Source organism: Streptomyces angustmyceticus, assembly GCF_040701845.1.
Lineage (GTDB): Bacteria > Actinomycetota > Actinomycetes > Streptomycetales > Streptomycetaceae > Streptomyces > Streptomyces angustmyceticus_A.
The window spans coordinates 911,534-932,791 of sequence record NZ_JBFBHQ010000001.1; the positions used below are offsets into that span (position 1 = coordinate 911,534).

At 69.0% G+C, this 21,258-nt stretch carries 15 protein-coding genes and 1 rRNA gene; 1 reads left to right on the forward strand and 15 read right to left on the reverse strand.

Annotated features, from left to right (window positions below):
* Window positions 1-789: 789 nt before the first annotated feature.
* The 3 genes from epsC to AB0411_RS03900 form a co-directional block, all read right to left on the reverse strand.
* Window positions 790-1,341: a serine O-acetyltransferase EpsC gene (gene epsC, locus AB0411_RS03890; protein ID WP_366415573.1), complete on the reverse strand. Its 552-nt coding sequence runs from the start codon at window positions 1,339-1,341 to the stop codon at window positions 790-792.
* A 90-nt stretch (window positions 1,342-1,431) separates the two neighbouring features.
* A complete protein-coding gene (locus tag AB0411_RS03895) occupies window positions 1,432-2,424 on the reverse strand; it encodes a PLP-dependent cysteine synthase family protein (protein ID WP_366415574.1) in 993 nt (330 codons plus the stop codon).
* Window positions 2,425-2,779: 355 nt separating this feature from the next.
* Window positions 2,780-4,162: an MFS transporter gene (locus AB0411_RS03900; RefSeq protein WP_366415575.1), complete on the reverse strand. Its 1,383-nt coding sequence runs from the start codon at window positions 4,160-4,162 to the stop codon at window positions 2,780-2,782.
* A 56-nt stretch (window positions 4,163-4,218) separates the two neighbouring features.
* On the opposite strand from AB0411_RS03900, the gene AB0411_RS03905 reads away from it, so the two are divergent.
* Window positions 4,219-4,749 carry a CGNR zinc finger domain-containing protein gene (locus AB0411_RS03905; RefSeq protein WP_366415576.1) on the forward strand — a complete coding sequence of 177 codons (531 nt, stop codon included), beginning with the start codon at window positions 4,219-4,221 and terminating at the stop codon, window positions 4,747-4,749.
* Window positions 4,750-4,798: 49 nt separating this feature from the next.
* Here the strand turns inward: AB0411_RS03905 and AB0411_RS03910 are convergent, their stop codons facing one another.
* From AB0411_RS03910 to rrf, 12 genes are all read right to left on the reverse strand, one after another.
* Entirely contained in the window at window positions 4,799-7,873 is a 3,075-nt protein-coding gene (locus AB0411_RS03910) for a type I polyketide synthase (RefSeq protein WP_366415577.1), read from the reverse strand.
* A complete protein-coding gene (locus AB0411_RS03915; protein WP_366415578.1) occupies window positions 7,870-9,069 on the reverse strand; it encodes an FAD-dependent oxidoreductase in 1,200 nt (399 codons plus the stop codon). The genes AB0411_RS03910 and AB0411_RS03915 overlap by 4 nt, the downstream gene beginning before the upstream one ends.
* 62 nt (window positions 9,070-9,131) lie before the next feature.
* Window positions 9,132-9,890 (reverse strand): thioesterase II family protein, encoded by a 759-nt coding sequence (locus tag AB0411_RS03920; RefSeq protein WP_366415579.1) that lies wholly within the window; start codon window positions 9,888-9,890, stop codon window positions 9,132-9,134.
* A gap of 73 nt (window positions 9,891-9,963) precedes the next feature.
* Window positions 9,964-11,658, reverse strand: a complete 1,695-nt coding sequence (locus tag AB0411_RS03925; protein WP_366415581.1) for a (2,3-dihydroxybenzoyl)adenylate synthase — start codon at window positions 11,656-11,658, stop codon at window positions 9,964-9,966.
* On the reverse strand, window positions 11,655-11,915 hold the full coding sequence (locus AB0411_RS03930; protein WP_366415583.1) for an acyl carrier protein: 261 nt from the start codon (window positions 11,913-11,915) through the stop codon (window positions 11,655-11,657). Before AB0411_RS03930 ends, AB0411_RS03925 begins: the two co-directional genes overlap by 4 nt.
* Window positions 11,916-11,978: 63 nt before the next feature.
* On the reverse strand, window positions 11,979-13,094 hold the full coding sequence (locus tag AB0411_RS03935) for a hypothetical protein (RefSeq protein WP_366415585.1): 1,116 nt from the start codon (window positions 13,092-13,094) through the stop codon (window positions 11,979-11,981).
* Window positions 13,095-13,121: 27 nt separating this feature from the next.
* The gene (locus AB0411_RS03940) at window positions 13,122-14,393 is read right to left on the reverse strand and encodes a DegT/DnrJ/EryC1/StrS family aminotransferase (protein ID WP_437041246.1); all 1,272 of its coding nucleotides are present in this window, start codon (window positions 14,391-14,393) and stop codon (window positions 13,122-13,124) included.
* A 284-nt stretch (window positions 14,394-14,677) separates the two neighbouring features.
* Window positions 14,678-16,504: an asparagine synthase (glutamine-hydrolyzing) gene (gene asnB, locus AB0411_RS03945; RefSeq protein ID WP_366415587.1), complete on the reverse strand. Its 1,827-nt coding sequence runs from the start codon at window positions 16,502-16,504 to the stop codon at window positions 14,678-14,680.
* 177 nt (window positions 16,505-16,681) lie between these two features.
* On the reverse strand, window positions 16,682-17,902 hold the full coding sequence (locus AB0411_RS03950; protein WP_366415588.1) for a cytochrome P450: 1,221 nt from the start codon (window positions 17,900-17,902) through the stop codon (window positions 16,682-16,684).
* 43 nt (window positions 17,903-17,945) lie between these two features.
* On the reverse strand, window positions 17,946-19,181 hold the full coding sequence (locus AB0411_RS03955; protein WP_366415590.1) for a multidrug effflux MFS transporter: 1,236 nt from the start codon (window positions 19,179-19,181) through the stop codon (window positions 17,946-17,948).
* 561 nt (window positions 19,182-19,742) lie between these two features.
* Window positions 19,743-20,756 (reverse strand): helix-turn-helix transcriptional regulator, encoded by a 1,014-nt coding sequence (locus AB0411_RS03960; protein WP_366415591.1) that lies wholly within the window; start codon window positions 20,754-20,756, stop codon window positions 19,743-19,745.
* Window positions 20,757-20,993: 237 nt separating this feature from the next.
* Window positions 20,994-21,110 (reverse strand): 5S ribosomal RNA (gene rrf / locus AB0411_RS03965).
* Window positions 21,111-21,258: the final 148 nt, after the last annotated feature.

A 21,258-nucleotide genomic window follows, 5' to 3' on the forward strand; every position in this document is an offset into this window, starting at 1 on the left:
CTGGACCCCAATGCCTCAGTGGCATGAGCCACACAACCTGCCGGCACATCAGGAACTCAAACGATTTTCGCTCGCGAGTCGTCCGGGAATCGACATGCAGTAATACGCCGACTGCTTCTTCTGGCTTCGGCGGTACGGAAGCAGTTGGCGCGTCGGTCCCGCACACGGCCGGTGGAGCAGACAACCGACGAGCAGCCGAACGGCCGCCCGCAAAGAGTGCGCCGAATTGGCCGGTGATTTCAGCCAACCAGCCAGTCACCCGGCCTGCGCTGGTGTGTGGAAATACCGAGACCGCCGAGGTGAGAGAGCCACAAGCCGGGGCGGAGAGGCGGTCGGGCCCGGAGGCAGCGGCGGTCGGCGCACCGCCCGGCCCGAGGCGAAAGGCTTATACGGTTCAGCCATGGTGAAGTGATCCGGCCGGCCAAATGGCCGCAGGGCGGCGGGGCCAGGAAAGAGGACCGCCTGAACGCCACATGCGAGAGGCCGCGATCGTCGCGGCTCAACGTAAATACCTCGGAACGTGGCGTCCACAGCCGGCGTGGCGCATTGGCCACCGAAAAAACCGTACGGCCGGAAGCTTATGACGATACCGGTCGGCGAGAGGTGAGCCGATGGTCCAGGGATGCGGCCAGAGGCTGTGGCGGAATTCGGTCAACTCTTCATCAGAGCCATGGATGTCACCGTTCGCTCCGGCGACTCCGATAAAGAAGCACGCTCATCCCACCCCGGCCGCTCCCTGTCCCAGATGGGCTCCCCACCGGCCAACCGGCCCCAGGGACGGGACGTTGCTCAGGCGCTGTCCGCCCGGGAGATGTCCGTCGTCTTTCCGGGGCGTGCAACGGTGGGCTCGCCCATGATGCGGCGGCCCGGCGCAACGTTGTCGAGCACCAAAGCATGGGCACCGATCAGGGCGTCGTCGCCGATGGCCAGCGGACCGAGGACCGTGGCATTCACGCCGAGCGTGACGCGGTCGCCGACCCGCGGGTGGCGCCGGTCCCCACTGGACCGCAACTTGTCCCGCCACCACCCCACGGCGCCCAGCGTGACCTGCTGATAGATGGTGACGTCATCCCCCAGCACGGCGGTCTCGCCGATCACCACGCCGGTGCCGTGGTCGATGAAGAGCCGACGGCCGATCCGGGCCCCCGGGTGAATCTCGATACCGGTCAACACCCGTGCACAACTCGTCAGTACGCGGGCTGTGATCCGGTGCCGCCGCCTGTACAGGTGGTGTGCGACGCGGTGGATCCACAGCGCCGGCAGCGTGGAGTGGAATACCGCTTCCGCCCGGGAGGCGATCGAGGGGTCGCGGGCCAACGTCGTCTCGATGTCTTCGAGCATCCGGGACAGCGGACCGTCTCCGGCGCGCCGGTTGCCGAACGGCACGGCGGCCGATCCCGGCTTCCGGCCGGCTTTTGACTGGAGCATGGCTCAGTTCCCCATGCTTTCTAATTTCTCCCAGTCCTCCTTCGAGCCGGAGTCCGCGAAGACCGTGACCACGATGTCGTCGGGGCCGAGATTCTTCGCCTTCTCGCGTGCGATCAGCCAGCTCGCGCCGGCCGAGGAGCCGATCCTGGTGCCTGTCTCCTTCCAGAAGTCGCGCATCGCCCTGAGCGCTTCGGGATGTGCGACCTGGGCGCTCTCGAACTCCGGGAGCAGCTTCTCCACGAACGGCTGGCGCATCCCGTGGCTCAGCCCGCCGGCACCGGCGAACTTCGGCAAGGCATTGGGCGGTTCGGACGTCCCGTAGGGAAGTTCCGCGGGGGTCACGCCGATGACGGACAGGTCGGGGGCGATGCTCCGCAGCGCCCGCGCCACCCCGGCGAGCATGCCTCCGCTGCCCACCGCCGCCACCACGGCACTGGGTCGGGCACCATCGAGCTGGCCCACGATTTCCCGGCCGGTGAAGAACTGGTGCGCAGCGACATTCGCCATGTTCCGGTGCTGCGCCAGCAACGTCCAGCTCGGGTCCTCCTCGGCGATCTGAGAGGCGCGCCGCATGATCGAGAGCGGGAACTCGGCGGCCGGAACCAGGTCCATGACGGTGCCCCCCTCGGAGAGGTGGGTCACGAGGCTCTGCGGCACGGTGTCCGGCATCACGGCCCGCACGGGAATTCCCGTGAGTTTGTTGAGACCCGTCAGCGCCCGGGCCATGTTGCCGCCCGAACAGTCCACAACCTTCAAAGGTCCTTCCTTGCCCACGTGCTCGTTGATGGCGCGGCAGAGCATGGAGTACGCGGGGCGGTCCTTGGCGGAGCCGGACGGGTTCCGGAGCTCGTACTTGGCCATGATCTTCGCCCCGCCGGGCGGACCGGGCACCTCGACGAGCGGTGTACCGCCCAGGGTGGCCCGGAATCCGCGCAGCCCCGGGTACTGGGCGAGCGCGGTGCTTTCGTCGACTGCCGCTTCCAGCGGCTCGGTCACGGAAAGTTCGATCTGAGGTGGATGTATCGCCATCGGGCTCACAGTCCCTTCGCCGTTCGCGGCCTGCGCGGTCGGTTCCGCGCTGTCTTCACGCCGTGCACGCAAAAGCACGGCCGCATTGATCGTCAGCGAGCCCGTGGGAGGTGTCAACGAAACCCAGGTGTTCAGAGCTGCGTTCCAACGACCCTACGGTTGAGGCAAGTTGAGCCCTTCAGCTCTAACCCGGCCGTCCTGTGAACCCGGTGCGCCGGGCGAGCCGGAGGCGTCCGCGAAGTCCTGTCGTCCGTCACGAGCCGGACGCGACACGGCGGACGCACGCATCTACGTCCGCCCGATGGGGCGGCATGCGCCCTCCCTAGGCCGGCTGGGCGGCGGAACGCCGTTCCTTGAGCAGCCAGAGCGCCAGCAGTCCGCTGCCCAGCCCCACGACAGCGGCGACCACGAACACCGCGGACAGCCCACTGGCGTACTGCACGTGCAGGTCGCCGCCGCCCCGACCCGACGAGAACTGGTGGAAGACGGAGCCGAGCACGGCGATGCCCAGCGCCAGGCCGAGCTGCCGCGCGCAGTTGGCCGCGGCGGAGGCGACCCCGCTCTGGGACTCCGGCGCGGCGGACATGGCGATGGCGGGCAGCACGGGGGAGACGATTCCGGCGCCGATTCCGGTGAGGATCAGCCCTGGGACCAGTGCCGCCCAGGAGGAGTCCGCGTCGACGGTCAGCATGAGGACGTTGCCCAGGCCCACGGCCACCGTGCCGCCGCCGAGCGTCCAGCGCGAGGGGAGGCGGTGCAGTGCGCTGCCGACCATGGCGGAGGTGGTGAAGAACGCCACCGGCTGCACCGTGATGACCAGGGCCGTGGGCAGGGAGGTGAGCCCCACGCTGTCCTGCAGCCAGATCGACATGACCGGCAGCGCCCCGAAGCCGGCCAGGTAGTAGCCCATGGCCGCCACCAGCGTTCCGTTGAACTCCTGCTTGCGGAACAGGTCCAACGAGATCATCGGGTTGCTGCTGGTCCGCTCGACAAGGACGAACGCGATGAGCATCACCAGGCCCACGACGAAGCCGAGCACCGCGGAGGTGGCACCCCATCCCTGCTCGCCGCCGCGGATGATGCCGAAGGTGAGGCCGATCGCCGCCGAGGTGAAGGTGACGATGCCCAGGTAGTCGATGCGGGTCGACGTGCTGGTGTCGTCGATCAGTACTGCGGCGGACAGCACCACCGTGATCGCGCAGACCGGCACCCCGCCGAAGAAGATCCACTGCCAGGACAGGAACTGCGTCAGGACTCCGCCCGCGACATTGCCGATACCGGCGGCGGCGCCGGCCACCGCGCCCCAGACCGCGAAGGCCACGCCCTTGTCGCGTCCGGTGTAGGTGAGTCCGATGAGGGGCAGCAGGGTCGAGAACATCGCGGCACCGGCCAGGCCCTGCACCGCCCGCGCGGCGATCAGCACGCCGACATCGCCGGCGAGGCCGCAGACGAGCGTGGCGACGGCGAAGATCCCCAGGCCGGCCAGGTACAGGCGTTTGCGCCCCAGGTTGTCGCCGAGTGATCCCATGCCGAGCAACAGCCCCGCCAGGGCGAGGGTGTAGACGTCGACGATCCACTGCAGAGAGCCGAAGCTCGCATGCAGATCGTGGGCCATGCTGGGGAGCGCCACCGTCACGATCGTCGAGTAGACGAGCAACATGAACGTTCCTAAGCAGGTGGCGACCAACGGCAGCCATTTGCGCATGGGTGTGCTTCCTTCCGGGCTGGAGCCTTCCGGAGCAAGCCTGCTGTAATACCCTTGTGCAGCAGAACCCTTACGGAGAAGATCCCGTACGACTCATCGTCGACCTTGCGGCCACGCCGCCACGCTCCCCCGAGGAATTCACCGAACGCTGTGTCGCGGCGGGCATGGCGATCGATCGGCCGGTGGGTGACGAGGACCTGGCGGAGATCCTCGCATTCATCCCGCGCTGGCTCGCGGTGGTCGACGCCGATACCTCCGAGCGGCGGGCCGCCCTGCTCAACGAGCTGCTGACGACCTCGTCCGCACATCCCCGGCTGACCGACCACGCCGACGGCGGCTGGCACATCCACTACCGCGCCGACGGTCTGGGCCTGGCCGGTGTGGTGCGGGCGGTGGTCAGTGTGGGCACCGCCCTGCATCTGACCTGCCGGGGCATGGACCGCCTCGGCCGCTGTGCCCTGGCGGAATGCGGTCGTGCCTACGGTGACTTCACACGCGGCGGTCGGCAGCGCTACTGCTCCCACTCCTGCGCGAACCGCGACGCCGTGCGCCGCTTCCGCAGCCGGCAGGCAGCACAGCACCCGTGAGACCGGCGGCGAGGAGGACCGCCGGGCCCACGGGTCTTCGCGGTGGCGTCTACGGCGACTCGGCCGCTCCGTCTGCCGATGCGGCCGTGACGACCGGACCGAGCTTCGCCGGCGTCGGGTGGGACAACAACTCCCGCAGTGACACCGTCACACCCAGCGTGTCCCGCATCCGGTTCACCAACTGGGTGCCGAGCAGGGAGTGTCCGCCCAGCTCGAAGAAGTCGTCGTTGACCCCTATGCCCTCGAACCCGAGGAACTCCTCCCACAGCGCCACGATCCGCTTCTCGGTCTCGTCGCGCGGGGCGGTGTAGCCGGACCGCAGCCCGGTGGGCCTCGTCGGACGCTCCTGGGCCGGGCTTCCGTTCGGTGCCGAGGGCGGGGGCCGTACGTCGACGGTCTGCGCGGGCGGGCCGGCCGTCCCGGCGCCCCGTCCGCCCCCGGGCCCGATCCAGTGGCGCTCCCGCTGGAACGGGTAGCCGGGCAGTGCGGCCCTGGGCCGCGGCCCGTCGTGCAGCGCGCGCCACTGCACCTCGCCGCCCGCCAGCCACAGGTCGCCGAGCCCGAGCAGCAGCGTCTCCAGGTCGTTGCCCGCCTCACCGGGCCGACGCATCGTCCGGACGGTGGAGATCCCCCGCCGTCCGGCCAGGGCGGCTCGGGACAGGGTGGACAACGTGCTGCCGGGCCCGACCTCGACCAGCACCGTACGGCCCTTGGACGCCGCCGTCCGGACCGCGTCCGCGAAGCGCACCGGCCGGCGGGCGTGGTCACCCCAGTACTCCGGGTCGGTGGCCTGCTCGGGGGTGATCGGCTCCCCGGTCACCCCGGAGACGAACGGCCGCTCGCCCGGAACGAGGGCGGCGCCGCGTACCGCCTCGGTCAGCGGGCCGACCACCGGGTCCATCATCGCCGAGTGGAAGGCATGAGAAGTGTGCAGCCGCCGCGCCGCCACCCCCGCGCCGGCCAGTGCGCGCTCCAGGGCGGACACGCCCGCCTCGGTGCCCGCGGCCACGCACAGGGCGGGGGCATTGACCGCGGCGATGGACACCCCCGGCGGCAGCAGCGATCCGACCGTCTCCTCCGTGGCCTCGACCGACAGCATCGCCCCCGGCGGCTGCTCACGCATCAGTCTTCCGCGCAGCGCGACCAGGTGCAGTGCGTCCTCCAGGGGCAGCACCCCGGCCACGCACGCGGCAGTGAACTCGCCGACGCTGTGGCCCACCATGTCGTCGGGTACCACGCCCCGGCGCAGCAGCAGCCGCGCCAGCGCGTACTCGGTGGCGAACAGCGCGGGCTGCGCCACCTCCGTCGACGTGAGCCGCCCGGCATCGGCGGCCGTACCGTACAGCACCTCGCGAAGGTCGAGGCCGAGTTCGGCGCGCAGCAGCCGGGCCGAACGGTCGATGTCAGTGGCGAAGCCCGGATCCGCCGTGTACAGGCCGTGGCCCATCATGGGGAACTGCGTCCCCTGGCCGGGGAACAGGAACACCGTCCGCGGCCGGCCGGTGCCCGCGTCCCCCTGCCGTGAGCGGTCGGGTTCCGCACCACCGAGCAGCAGCGACGCCGCCCCCGCCGGGCCGGGCGGGACGAGGACCGCGCGGCGGTGGCGCATCGGCCGCCTGCCGGTCTGCAGGGTGTACGCGGCATCGGCGACCTCGGGGGCGTCCGGCCCGGCGAACCGCCCGGCCAGCCGGTCCGTCGCGGCCTCCAGCGCCTGGGGGGTCCTGGCGGAGAGCAGCAGGAGCTGCGGCCCGTCCGCGCCGGAGCCGTTGCCCACCGGCTCGGGAGGGGGGCCAACCGCAGGGGGCTCTTCGAGCACCACATGGGCGTTGGTGCCACCGATGCCGAAGGAGCTGACACCGATGCGGCGCGGGGTGCCGCCCGGCTCCCAGGGGGTCCGCCGGGCGTTCACCCGGAACGGTGTCGCGTCGAAGTCGATCCGCGGGTTGGGCGTACGGAAGTGCAGGCTGGGCGCCAACTCCCGGTGCTGCAGCTGCAATACGGCCTTGATCAGGCTCGCGATGCCGGCCGCGGTCTCCAGGTGCCCGATATTGGACTTCACCGAGCCGATGGCGCAGTAGCCGGTGTCTTCGGTGAAGTGCCGGTGCGCCCGGGTCAGCGCGTTGACCTCGATGGGGTCGCCGATGGGAGTGGCGGTCCCGTGCGCCTCGACGGCGGTGACGGTCCGGGCGTCCACCCCGCCCGCGCGCAGCGCCTGAAGGACCACCTGTTCCTGTCCGGTGACACCGGGCGAGGTGTAGCCGACCTTGTCGGAGCCGTCATTGTTGACCGCGGAGCCCTTGAGCACGGCCAGTACCCGGTCGCCGTCGGCCAGCGCGTCCGCGAGCCGCCTCAGTACGACCACCCCGACCCCGCTGCCGAAGACGGTGCCCCGGGCCTCGGCGTCGAAGGGGCGGCAGTGCCCGTCCGGCGAGTAGATCAGACCGCGCTCGTAGCGGTATCCCACCCGGTGCGGCACCCGCACGCACACGCCGCCGGCGAGAGCGACATCGCAGGCCCCGGCACGCAGTGACTGCGCGGCCTCGTGCACCGCGACCAGCGACGTGGAACAGGCCGTCTGTACCGACAGCGCCGGTCCGGTGAAGCCGAGCTGATGGGCGGTGCGGGTCGCCAGGTAGTCCTTGTCGTTGTGGATCTGCAGCTCGAAGACGGCCGAGTCGAGGACGATCCGCCGGCCGCCCAGCAGGTTCGACATCAGGTACGCGGGCATGTTGGCGCCCGCGAACACCCCGCCGGAGCGCACCGCCGCCGGATCGATGCCGGCGTGTTCCATGGCGTGCCAGGCGCACTCCAGGAACAGGCGCTGTTGCGGGTCCAGGAGGGCTGCCTCCCGCGCGGTGAAGCCGAAAAACCGCGCGTCGAAGAGGTCCACACCGTCCAGGAGCGGGGCGGCCCGTACGTACTCCGGCCGCTCGAACTCCGCTCGTTCGATGCCCTCGGCGAGCAGATCCTCCTCCACCAGTCGCGTGATGGACTCGACGCCGTCCCGCAGGTTGCGCCAGTAGGCGTCGATGTCCTCGGCGCCGGGGAAGCGGCCCGCCATCCCGACGACGGCGATGCCGGTGGCGGTCGGGTCCGTGGTGAGGTCTCCGTCGCGCAGTGTCATTCGACGATCCCGGACGGCCCGGCGGGGAGGAGCGCATGCCGGCTGATGTCGTACGCAGTGCTTCCGTCGAGGGCGAGATCAGCGCAGATCTTCCCCCACAGCGGGGTGAACTTGAAGCCCCAACCGGCCACGGACACCACGACGTTCTCGCCGCCGTCCACCAACGCACCGGCGTCACCGAGGAAGAACTGCCGTGCGGGGTTCTTGGGCAGCATCGCCAGACAGGTGGACAGCTCCGTCGGCCGCGGGTCGGCCCAGGGCATGTGTGCGGTGGCCCAGTCCGTCACCCGCTCCACCGGCCGCGGGGCGGGCATGCCCTTCGCGTCGTCGGCGTGCCGCAGCGCGTCGGTCTCGAATACCGGGCCGAGCCGGATGTCGTCGCTCGTCGACCAGGGGTTGGGCGGGAAGCCGTAGAAGAGGTTGGTGTCCTCCTGCGTGGGTTGCTGGAAGGCGAACCAGAACGGTCTGCCGGGCTCGGCGCGGCGCTGGCGGAGGGTGACCAGCGGCAGCTCGTACAGGCCCACGCTCAGCTGTGCACCCCATGCTCCCAATACGTCGTCGGCATGGGCGCCGTTGGTGAGCACGACCTTGTCCGAGCGGTAGGTGCGCTCCTCCGTCTGCACGGTGACGCCGTCGGGGTCCGGGTTCACCGCCAGCACCCGCTCGTTTCCGCGCAGCACCGCCCCGTGCTGCTGGGAGAGCTGGAAGACCGCACCGATCGTGCCGCGAACGTCGATGGCGCCGCCGTCCCTCTGGAGGAAGCCCTCGTAGTGGCCCGGCAGGCCGGTGAAGCCGTAGCGGCGTTCGATCTCCGCAGCGGTCAGCCATTCGTAGGGCACGTCCATTTCCTCCATGGCACGTGCGGTCCCGGAGATCTGGCCCTCGTTGGTCTCCACCTCGGTGTCGCCGAACCACAGGCTGCCCACCTCGTGGAGGAGCTTGCGTCCGGTCAGCGACTCCAGCTCCCGCCACATCGGCAGGGCCTCCAGGGTCAGTGCGAAGATGTCCCGCTCGGTGTACTGCAGGCGCCAATGCCGCTCGGCGCCGCTCGATCCGCCCCGCTCGTTCATGAAGCCGTGCTGCTCCAGGACGAGTACCTTGCGGCAGCCGCGCCGGGCGGCCTGCCAGGCTGTGGCCAGGCCGATCGGCCCGCCGCCTATCACGATGAGGTCGTAGTGGTGGTTGCGGTCGCTCATGTACATCACTCATTTCTCGGGGAGGAGTAGGCGAACTGCGGGCACGGCGTGCGGCAGGGACGTCAGTGGGCGGGCAGCGCCAGCAACTCGGTCACCGCGGCCACGGTCTCGACGAGCCGTTCGCGGGGGTAGAAGTGCCCCCCGTCGAAAACCCGGTGTGCGAAACCGGCCCGGGTGAAACCCGCCCACTCGCGTGTGTCCTGCGGTGTCACCACCGGGTCGTCCGCACCGCAGAACGCGGCGACGGGGAGATCCAGCGCCGGGGCGTCGGCGCCGAACCGACAGGACTCCAGCACCTGGTAGTCGTTGCGCACGACCGGCACGATCAGCCGCATCAGCTCCGGGCTCTCGTACACGCTCCGGGGGACGCCGCCGAGCCGGACGAGCTCGTCGAGGACCCCGCTGTCGTCGTGCCGCAGCAGGTCGCCGACGGGTATCCGGGGCGGGACGAACTGGCTGGAGACGATCAGCCGGTCCGGCGTCGGGAAGCCCGACTCCCCCCACCTGCGGGCGATCTCGTACCCGACCGCGGCCCCCATGCTGTGACCGAAGAACGTGAACGGCAGGTCCAGCAAAGGGGCGAGGTCGGTGGTGAGAAGGGCGGCCAGCTCGTCCATGTCGTCGATCAACGGATCGTCGATGCGGTCCTCACGGCCGGGGTACTGAACGGCCAACAGGTCGACGTCCGGCGGGAGTGCGTCCCGCCAGGGCCGGTAGAAGGAGGCGCCGCCGCCGGCATACGGGAAACAGACGAGCTGGTGACGGGGCGGTGAGGCGCCGGCGACATGCTTGATCAGCGGAGTCGTTCGCCCCAGATACATGGCTTCACCTCATGACGGTGTACGGGTGTGCGGAGAGGCGTGCGGCGGCATGTGCGGGCCGAGCGGGGCGGGTTCACTGCGCGTCGGCCGCGAGCCGGCCGGCGATGTCCTCCCGCAGGGCCTTCTTGTCGATCTTCCCGATGCCGGTCAGCGGCAGGGCGTCCACGATCTCCAGCCGCTCGGGGAACTTGAAGGCGGCCAGCCCCTGCTGTTCCAGGAACCGGCGCAGCTCCCTCAGCCCGACCGCCCCCTGGCCGTCGAGGACGGCGTAGAGGCACACCGCCTCGCCGTAGAGTTCGTGCGCCATGGCCACCCCGGCCGCCTGGACGATCCGCGGGTGGCGCTGGGCGATGGTCTCCAGCTCCTCCGCGGAGATCTTCTCGCCGCCACGGTTGATGGAGTCCCGTACCCGCCCCTCCAGTACCACGTTGCCGTCGCGATCCAGGCGGACCAGGTCACCGGTGCGGTAGAACCCGTCGGGCGTGAACGCCGCTGCGGTGGCCTCGGGATTGCGGTAGTAGCCGGCCACCGTATAAGGGCCGCGGGTCAGCAGCTCACCCATGTCGCCCTCGGCGACCGGCATGCCGTCGGCGTCGACGACCCGGAGCTCGTCCGCCGCGCTGGCCGGGCTGCCCTGGGTGGTGCGGATGACTTCGTCAGGGTCGTCGAGACGGGTGAAGCACAGCAGTCCCTCGCTCATGCCGTAGCACTGCTGCAGCGTGACGCCCAGCTCCGTGCGGACACGGGCGGTCGCTTCGGCGCTGGGCCGGGCACCGCCGACCTGGATCACCTCCAGGCTGCTCAGATCGGCTCCGGACCCGGGCGCGGCCGCCAGCCACTGATGCATCAGGGTCGGTACGAGGGTGCAGTGGGTCACCCGCTCTCGCTCGATCAGCTCAAAGGCGGTTCGAGGGCTGTTGGGGTTCGCCAGAACCACCCGGCCGCCCGCGATCAGCGTGCCGAGCACCCCTGGGCAGTTCATGACGAAGCCATGGGCTGCCGGCATGACCGCCAGATTGACCGACTCCGAGGTGATTCCCGCGATGCCGATGGCGGTACGGATCATGTATCCGTACCCCTCGTGGGCCCGCGGGATCGCCTTCGGCAGACCGGTGGTGCCGCCGGAGAGGAGGAAGACGGCGGCGTCCCGCGGAGTGGCACCAGGCGCGGCCGTGTCGGTCCGGGGGCCGTGTGGCACCGTACGTCCCGGCTCGGGCCGGCACAGCTGCGCCAGATCCTTCTCGTCCTCGGCGAGCTGTTCCGCTCCCCGCACGAGCAGATGACGCAGGCAGGCGTGGCGGTCCCGTAACCTGCGGGCCAGCCCGAGCTGGTCGAAGCGGCGGGTTCCCGCGTCCACAGCGAGGGCGACAGGTTGGGTGACCGACACGATGTGGTTCAGCTCGTGCTCCCGGAACGCCGGCAGGATCAACACGGGCGGCGCCCCGACGTGCAGCAGTGCCAGCACCAGGACGACATGTTCCAGGCAGTTGGGCAGCTGTACGCAGACCCGGTCACCAGGGGCGATGCCCTGGGCACGCAACCGGCGGGCCGTTTCGTGCACCGCCTGTGCCAACTCCGCGTACGTCAACCGGCGTTCGCCGTCGACCACGGCACATCGATCGGGCTGGGCACTGCACCGGTCGAGTACGAGGTCGCTCACCAGCTCGTGCCGCCACAACCCCGCGTCGCGGTACGCCGCGGCACGGTCGGCCGCGAGGGCAACCACCTCCGTGTCCAGCGCAGCGCGCTCGCGCACGCGCGCCGTCATGACCCGCTCCGCTGCTCGGCGATGAGCTCGGCCAGCCGGCCCAGTGTGTAGTCGTCCTGGTCCCACAGGTCGACCGTCACGCCGAACTGCTGCTTGAGCGCGAGCTGCAGCTCGATGGTCTCCACCGAGCTGAGCCCGAGCTCGGCACGGAGCTTCCAGTCCGCAGTGGCCTGCGACAACTCTGTTTCGTCAAAACCGATTTCGACCAGGATCTCGGTCACCGTGCTCAGCAGACCGGCTGTCTCTTGCGTCGACAAAATACCTCCAACATCCGTTGTCACCTGGGAGTACGAAGGGCCCGGAACGTCCGGCCTCCGGGATCAGACGTCCGGGGCACGTTCGGCCATCTCCCGCGCGAACTCCTGCCATATGCGTGCGCACTCGCCGGCGATGTCGGCCACCGCCCTGGCGCAGTGCGGCGGGACGCCGCCGACGAGGGCCTGCCAATGGGCGACCGGGATCTCGTGGGAGCTGAGCAACCGGAGCAGCACACGCCCCATGTCGGTGGAGCGCAGTGCGGGGTCGTGCTTCAGGGCCCGCAGCCGCTCCGGCAACGGCGGACGCCGCGCGTCCGGTCGGGTGCGCCGGGGCGACGGCGCGGAGTGACGCCCTTCGGCCCCGTCAACGTCGCCGCCGGCACCGCCGGAGCCGTCCCTGCCGCCTGTTCCGCCCTCGATGTGCCACGAGACGGCCGGGGAACAGGGAGCGGCAGCGACCGCCCGGTGCACCTCGCCACGCGGCGCGGGCACCGGATCCTGGCCGTTCTCCAGCCGCTTGCGTACGTCCTGGGCAGTGCCCAGGGATATCCCCGCAGAGCTGGCTATCTCCCGCAGCGAAGCGTGCGGCCGCTCGCTTATCAGCTTGCTGGCGTAAAGCCGCCCTTCGGCCGCACTGGACGGGTGCGTACGGCCGTCCCGGCCCAGCCTGACCACCCCGTTCAACCGAGGATCCTCCTCGGCTGAACGGCGCCGTATGGCACCCACGGTCTTGGGAGACAGCCCTGACACCTCGCCGATCGACCGGTCCGACCACTGCGGGTAGGTGCGCAGTATGCGGGCGGCCGCCGCCTTGCGGTCGACCAGCGGCAGCGGCAGTCCGTGTCCGACGTTCGCCCGAACCGCCAGGACGAAGCTCTCCTCCTCCGTGCCCTCGAAGAACTCCGCACGGATCTGCGTACCGCCGCGCAGGAGTTCGGCCTGCACCCGGTGCGTCCCGTCGAGCACACGCATCGTCGGGTGGTGCACCAGGATGGGCGGCAGCAGCGAGGAGTCCACCAGGGCCAGCGCCCTGATGTGTTCCGGATCCTGTCCGCTGCGCAGCGGGCAGGACACATCCAGCGCGCTGATCGGCACGGTGACGGCCCGGCCCCGCCGCGCGGCACCGGGGCCGGGGCCGGGGCCGGCCTCCGGTGCCCGTAAGGCTGTCTCGACGGTCATCCCACCACTCACGTTCATCCGTGGATGTCAGCCGACCGCCAGCGCGGCGCTCGGCACGGTCGCGGTCGTGCCCTCCGCCATGGCGTGGATCTCCGCCAGCGACTCGTCCAACGCCTCGACGAGGTAGTCCACCTGCGAGGGCCGCAGCCCGGGGTGGCAGGGGAGGTTGAGATGCTGGTCGAACCACATGCGCTCGGCAACCGGGCACTCACCCCGGCCGTGGCCGCGGTGCCGCCACTCCGGGGTCAGATGCAGCGGGAAATAGCGCAGCTGGATCTCCACCCCTCGCCGGTCCAGGGCCAGTAGGAGCTGGTCCCGCAAGCCGCGGCTGTCCGCGAAGCAGGTGTAGAGGTGATGGGCGTGAGTACTGTGCTCAGGTGCCTGCTGCGGCCGTACCAACGGATAGCGGCGCAGCACCGCGTCGAGCCGGGCCGCGATTGAGCGCCGGGTCCCCTGGAGGGTGTCCAGCCTGCCGAGCTGGGCCAGGCCGACGGCCGCCGCGGCCTCGGACATCGTGGCATTGGTGCCGGCATGCCGGATCCGGGTGACCCGGTCGCTGTACACCGCGGCGGAGTACTTCATCCACGGGAGCACGAGCGGCTCGTCGGTATCGATCCGGTCCTCCGGCTCGATCTGCGCGTCGACGTCGTTGCCGCGCAGCCGTTCCAGACGCACGGCCCAGTCGTCACGGTCGAAGGTGACCATGCCGCCCTCGCCGAGCGTGGTGATGTTCTTGGCGTTCTGAAAGCTGAAGCAGCCGATGTCGGCCAGCGAACCCGGCCTGCGCCCGCGGTAGTCGGCGCCCAACGCGTGCGCGCAGTCCTCGACGACGAGAACGCCGTGACGGCGGGCGATCGCCATGATCTCGTCCATCTCGGCCGGGCAGCCGCCGTAGTGCACCAGCAGCAGGGCCTTGATACGCGGGGTGATCAGCGCCTCGGCCGCAGCCGGGTCGATATTGAGCGTCGTCGGGTCGATGTCACAGAAACGGACCGTCACCTCACGGTCCAGCAACGGCATGACGGTGGCCTGATAGGTCTGGGGGGTGGCGATGACCTCGTCGCCTGGCTGCAGGTCGAGGAGCTGGATCGCCAGCTCCAACGCGACGGTTCCGCTCGTGGCCGTCATCGCGTACCGGGAACCGACCAGCTGGGCGAAGGCCCGCTCGAAACGGTCGCGCCAGACGCCCATCGACAGCGGGGCCTCGCTCTGCACCAGTTCGGCGAGCGCCGAGACCTCTGCCTCGCCTATTACACTGCCCCGTTTCGCACAGGGCACTACGTAGCTCCTGTCCAACATGCGTTCCATCAAATCCGAATTACCCGTACGCCGTAAGGTCCGGCAGTGGTCAGCTGTGTCAGAACACGGTAAGAATGGTCAATCCTGATGCTGACCGCCGCTGCGCCGGTCAGCGGACCGGACGCCCCTAGTCCGGCACCTTCCACCGTGCCCACCCGACAGAACTCCTCCGTAAACTGGGCGCGCCGCAGAACACCAGGCGCGTCCTGCGGCGCGGAATTCGCCGCACCGCCGATCGTGCTGCAGCGGCGGGGCGGGACCTCTTATGAAGCGGCCGGTCGCCGTCAGAGTTTCAGTTCGTGGGTTTCCAGCCAGCTGTTGAGCTGCACCATGAATTCCAACCCCGTGCGGGACGGCCAGCCGTCCGCCGTCTGCTGACGGACACCACCATGGTCGACCAGGGGATGCACCGGCGCGCCAGTGTCGGCGGCCAGCCTGCCGAATTCGGCGCGCAGCGCGGCGTCGTAGCGCGGATCGTGGGTTATCGGATACGCGCTCTTCTTGCGATCCGCGATGCCGTCCGGGAGCAGATCGCGGGTCGCCGCCCGCAACAGACTCTTTTCCTTCCCATCGAAGTACTTCATCGACCAGGGCACATTGAAGGTGTACTCAACAAGCCGGTGATCACAAAACGGCACGCGTACTTCAAGGCCGACCGCCATGCTCATCCGGTCCTTCCGGTCGAGCATGAACGGCACGAAGCGGGTGACAGCGAGATAGCTCACCTCGCGAATGCGCCGCGCCGCGGCCTCTTCACCGGGCAGTTTCGGCACCTCGGCCAGCGCTTCAGAATAACGCTGCGCACGGTAGCCTTCGATATCCAGCTCGGCGATCAAGCCCGGATCCAGTAGCCCGGACAGTGCGGGCATCAGATCGTATCCGGCTGCGACCCAGGGAAAGGTGTCAGCGTCGCGCAGCTCGGGAGCATGGAACCACGCATAGCCCCCGAACAGTTCGTCGGCCGCCTCACCGGACAGCGCGACGGTTGACCGTTCGCGAATCGCCCGGAACAACAAGTACAGCGAGGCGAATCCGTCACCGAGCAGCGCGGCGGGCGCATCGTGTGCCGTCGGCACCATGGCACGGGTTCGCGGGTCGGCGAGTTCTTCCAGGCTGAGCACCAGATTGGTGTGGTCAGCGGCCACGTGGCCGGCCATCTCGGCAGCGAATGGGGCATCCGGGGAATCGTGCACCGTGTTCGCGGTGAAGTCCCGCTCGTTGCCGGCGAAGTCGACGGCGAACGAACGAACCGGCCCGGCTCCCCGTTCGGCGAGCGAACGGGAGGCAAGGGCGGTCACCACGCTGGAATCCAGCCCACCGGACAGCAGGGTGCACAGCGGGACATCGGCGATGAGCTGGCGCTCGATGATGTCTTCGAGCAGCTCGCGCACCGTCCGTACAGTGGTGTCCACATCGTCGGCATGTTCACGCGCCTCAAGTGCCCAATAGCGTTGGATACGCAACCCCGCGCGCCCGAAGCGGAGCAGGTGACCTGGGCGGAGTTCATACATGCCATGGAATATCGCGTGTTCCGGGGTCTTGACGCCCGCCAGCAGTTCGCGCAACCCGTCCTGGTCCACGACCGGGCGCACCTCAGGGTGTGCGAGTATCGCCTTGGCCTCCGAGCCGAACAGCAGCCCGCGCCCTGCCGGGTAGTAGTACAGCGGTTTGACGCCGAGCCGGTCGCGCACGAGTACCAGCTCCTCGCTGCGGGCGTCCCAGATCCCGAACGCGAACATCCCGTTCAGCTTGTCCACCATGGCCGCACCCCATTGCAGATAGGCGTGCAGGACAACCTCGGTGTCGCTTTCGGTGTGGAAACGGTGCCCGAGCGCGCGCAGCTCCGCACGCAACTCGCGGTAGTTGTACACCTCACCGCTATAGGTGACGGCCGCCAGTGTGCGGCCGTCTTGTTCGACGGTCATCGGCTGGACCCCACCTTCCAGATCAATCACCGCCAGGCGCCGGTGGCCCAAGCCGATATGAGTGTCCGTCCAGCACCCCTGCGCGTCCGGCCCCCGACAGGCCATCGTGTCGGCCATGTACCGCAGCACATCCCGCGCGCTGCCCATATCGCGCTCGAAGTCCACCCAGCCTGCTATGCCACACATGAAATCCTCACTCTCCCATCGGTTCCAGTAGAGCCGGCCACCATGCGCTGCAAGTCATGCAAGTACCGCATCGACTCGCCCCGGACCAGCAGCAAGGCCATTGCTCGGCCGGAATCAATACATCAGGATTCGCTGCCTCATCTGCGGATGGCCGCCGGAATGGCGATGTCCGCCCTATTACCAGGTGACCGGAAACTCGTGGATACCGTAGATGTCCGCATCGTGTTTGAACATCAAATCGGACGTCGGTACCGCGGAGCGCAAAGTCGGGATACGCCGCAGCAGAGTCGAGTAGACAATTTCCAGCTCCATGCGGGCAAGGTTTTGCCCGAGACACTGGTGAGCCCCGAAGCCGAACGCCAGCTGGTGACGTGCTCCGCGTTGCATGTCCAGTTCGTCGCCTTCCGGAAATACCACGGGATCGCGGTTGGCTACGTTACAGAGCGCCACAAGAACATCTCCCGCTTTGATCAGGCTGCCGCCGAGTTCAACGTCCTCGGTGGCCACGCGCGTGGGAATGAACTCGGCGATGGTGAAGTAGCGCAGAAGCTCTTCGACAGCCATCGGGATCTTGCCCGGATCGGCGCGCAGGACTTCCGCATCAGCAGGGCGCTCGATCAGTACCATCATGCCGAGCGAGATCATGTTGGCGGTGGTCTCGTGCCCGGCGACCAACAACAAGAACGCCATGCGCACCAGGTCTTCGTGCCGGTATGTACCCTCACCGCGTAATTTCACGATCCGGCGCCCGAGCAGATCATCGGTCGGCTCGGCCTCTTTCTCGGTGATGAGTCCGCTGAGGAATTCAAGGAGTTCATCGAGCGCACGCAGACGCGCCTCGGCCGAAGCATCGCGCAGCAGCAGCCTGTGGGAGCGGTCCTGGAAGAACTCGTGAGCTTCGTAGGACACACCGAGTTGCTCACAAATCACCAGCGAGGGAACGGGCAGCGAAAATGCGCTGACCAGATCCACCGGTTTCGGGCGGGCCAACATCGCGTCGATACAGTCATCCACAATTTCCTGAATGCGCGGCTGCAACGCTCTCATACGCTTGAGAGTGAACTCGCCGGCGATCGAGCGGCGGACGTCCTTGTGTTCCGGCCCGTCCATGGAAATCATGGTACGGCGGAAGTTTCCCGGCTGCCCGTCGACCTGGAACGGAAACCCCTGCTTCTGCCGGTCGGCACTGAACCGGTGATCGGTGAGCATGGTGTGGATATCTGCGTGCCTACTCACCGCCCAGACCGGTGCGCCGGGCGTCAAGGACGCCAAGGCCACCTCGACCGGGCGGCCCTGCCGCTGAAATTCGACATGCTGAGCATTCGGGGAATACGGGCAGCCGCGGGCGATTTCCAATTGCTGAACGGGAGCTGTCGAGGAACGTTCCGTGGTGGTCACAGGCTTCCCCTTCTCAGGTATGTCGGGACACGATGCGGCAGACTCAGGACCGGCTTGTGGGCTCGCCATGGCCCTGCCACGGCCGGGCGAGCGTGATCAGCGATACCGCGGAGAGGAGAACAGAGCCCAGCACCACGACGGCCGTCGACATGGCGGTGGTGTTCCCCAGAACGCCGGGCAGAGGTGCGGCCGCGGCACCGAGCACGAACTGAGCACCACCGAGCAGGCCGGAAGCTGCTCCGGGGGCATCGCTGCCGACCGCGAGGATGATGGTGGTCGAAGCGGGCAGCAACAAGCCGAAGCCGAACGTCAGGCCGAACAGACAGGCCCATGTGGTCGGATACGTGCTGATGCCGACGGCGAGCAGGGTCACCAGCAGGACCAGGGAGACCACGGTGATGGCCACGCCGAGGGCGAGCAGAGAGTTGAGACGCACCCGCCCGGCCAGCCGTCCGAATATCGTCCCGGCCACCACGGTGCCGACGGCATTCGTGGCGAAGACGAGGCTGTACGCCGTGGGCGACAAGCCGTAGATCCCTTCGAAGACGAAGGGCGAGCCGGTGATGTAGGCGAACAGGGCGGCCAGTCCGCACCCCATGACGAGGAGGTAGCCGACCAGTTCGCGACGCCGCAGCAATCCGCCCATCGCTGCGAACACGGCCCGCAGTCCGCCGGTCCGGCGCCGTTCGACAGGCAGCGATTCGGGAACCCACGCCCAGATCGCGGCCAGCAGCAACAGCCCGGTCACGGCCAGCGCCACGAACACCAGACGCCACGAGCCGACGCCGAGAATGAGGCCTCCGACCACCGGTGCCAGGACCGGCGCGGTCGACCCGATCACGCTCAGCGTGGTGAGTTGGCGGGCTGCGTGGGTGCCGGTGAACCGGTCGCTGATGACAGCCCGTCCGATGACGATCCCCGCGCTCCCGGCGACCCCTTGCAACAGCCGAGCCACGTCGAACACGGCGATGGACGGGGCGAGCGCGCAGACCAGGGACAACACGGTGAACATGCCGGAACCCGCCAGGAGCAGACGTCGTCGCCCCGTCGCGTCGCTGACCGGGCCGAGCACGACCTGGCCAACGGCGAGCCCGACGAGGCAGGCGGTCAGGGAGAGTTGGACGGCCGTCTTCGAGGTTCCGAACGAGGTGACGATCTCAGGGAAGCCGGGCGCGTACATGTCGATCGCGAACGGCGAAACCGCCGAGAGTCCGCCAAGGACGAGGACCAGTCGCCCCGTTCCGGTTCGAGGGGGCGCGGTATCGATGCTGACGGTCATCGGTCTCCATCCGAGGGTGCCTGCAGTGAGGGACACCTGGAACGCAAGGTCAGGCTCCCCCGTTGTCGTGTCGCAGCCGTCGACGTGGCCATGCCGCGGCCTTCGCTGTCCCCGACCTGATCCGGCCGGGACGTCGCTGCCTCTCCGCGAGGGAGGAATCGGTCCGGCCGGGGACACCGAAGGTGATGCCGGCAGGGCGGACGTCGGCGGAGAAAAGAGCCGAGATCCCGGCCGATGGCGCAGTTGTCGCCAAGCACGGGGCTGAGGGCCTTCCACGTCGCGACGCAGCCGAAGTCGTCGTCGGGCATCGCGAACGCCCTCGCGATGACGGGCCGGCACACGAGCCGCGCCCCGCGGACACGGCGGGCAGCAGAGGCATGCGGAAGGACCGGCCTTCGACGGTGCCGGCCCACGAGGGCGGACGGGGGCATCGAGCGCCTTCCTGACGACGACGTGACGGCGGTGCGACCGCTACTTGTCACATCGTCGGAGCCGGGGCCTCGGCGCAGTATGGAGCGACGGGCCCGGGAATGTGGAGCGCGGTGCTTCCCCCGACAGGGTTCAGGAGTGCGCCCTCCTGAACCGGGCCGGGGTAGTGCCCCGGTCGCGCCGGAAGGCATAGCCGAAATTGCTGGGCGAGCCGTAGCCGACCTCGTGCCCGATCCTGGCCACCGGCCAGTCGGTCTCCACAAGCAGGGCCGCGGCCCGGTCGAGGCAGCGACGTCGGTGGTACTCCATCACCGACGTCCCGTACAACGCGCGGAACCCGGTGGCGAGACGGCGGACGGACATCGACGACGCACGGGCCAGATCGGCCAGCGTCGGCGGTGCATGGCGTTCCCGCCAGAGCAGCTCGGGGACGCGGCGCAACGCGGCCACCTCGTGGTCGTCCAGGGCACGATGCCGGACGTCTGCGGGCGGCGTGGTGGCCGTGAGGCCGTCGATCAGCGCGGCCAGTGCCGCCACGAGCCGCGACTCCATGAACAGCAGGCGTCCCGGGGACGAGCGACGGTGCAGGAAGATCTCCTCCAGCGGACCGGCCACCGGGCGCAACGCGGCGGACCGGCCCAGATACCGCTCGCGCGCGACCTTCTCCGGTCCGATGACCGGCAGGGCGCCCGCGCCGAGGCCGCCGAGGTAGGAGTCCAGCCCGTTCCAGGACCCGGTGATCGACACTGCTCGGTACCGCTCACCGTCGCTGTGTGCGACGACGCCTTCGGTGGCGTGCCGGGGACTCAGCGACACCGAGCGGGCCCGCAGGTCGCCGGCGCCGGCGTTGGCGTCCCTGATGTGCATGCGCCCGTCGACGCAGTGCTCCAGCTCGAAGTGGTCGCCCGGGAAGGTGTACCCGACCTGGTGCCCTCCGGCGAAAGCGACGTCGTAACGGACGATGTGGAACCCGCTCCGCAACGACGTCACCTCGATGGTGCCGTCGCCGACTTCGGGTCGGAGCCGGTGGCGGACGGTGCCGTCGCGGCTCTCGTCGGCCTGCGCGATCGACGCGTAGTACGCCGCGTACGTCGCGTCCAACGTGGTGGAACCGGCCGCGCCGGAGAGCTGGTGAACCCGGGTCACGAGTGGGCAGCTTACCCGTCCCCCGGCGCCCTGAGCATGCTCTTTAAAGGCAGACGCACGGCACGAATGGGCCGGGCACCGCTCACCGGCCGCGGCGCTGAGGGCTTGACCGCTTCCGCACATGCGGAAGCCGTACACCTCGGGGAGTGGAACGAGACGCCGGCTTGGAAAGGGGCGAACGGACCCGGAACGCGGAAAAGCCCCGCACCATACGGTGCGGGGCTTCCCACAAAGATTGTTCGGCGGCGTCCTACTCTCCCACAGGGTCCCCCCTGCAGTACCATCGGCGCTGAAAGGCTTAGCTTCCGGGTTCGGAATGTAACCGGGCGTTTCCCTAACGCAATGACCACCGAAACACTATGAAGTTGACCAACCCGGCAATATCACAGGTCGTTACTTCAGAACCTACACAGTGGACGCGAGCAACTGAGGACAAGCCCTCGGCCTATTAGTACCAGTCAACTCCACCCGTTACCGGGCTTCCATATCTGGCCTATCAACC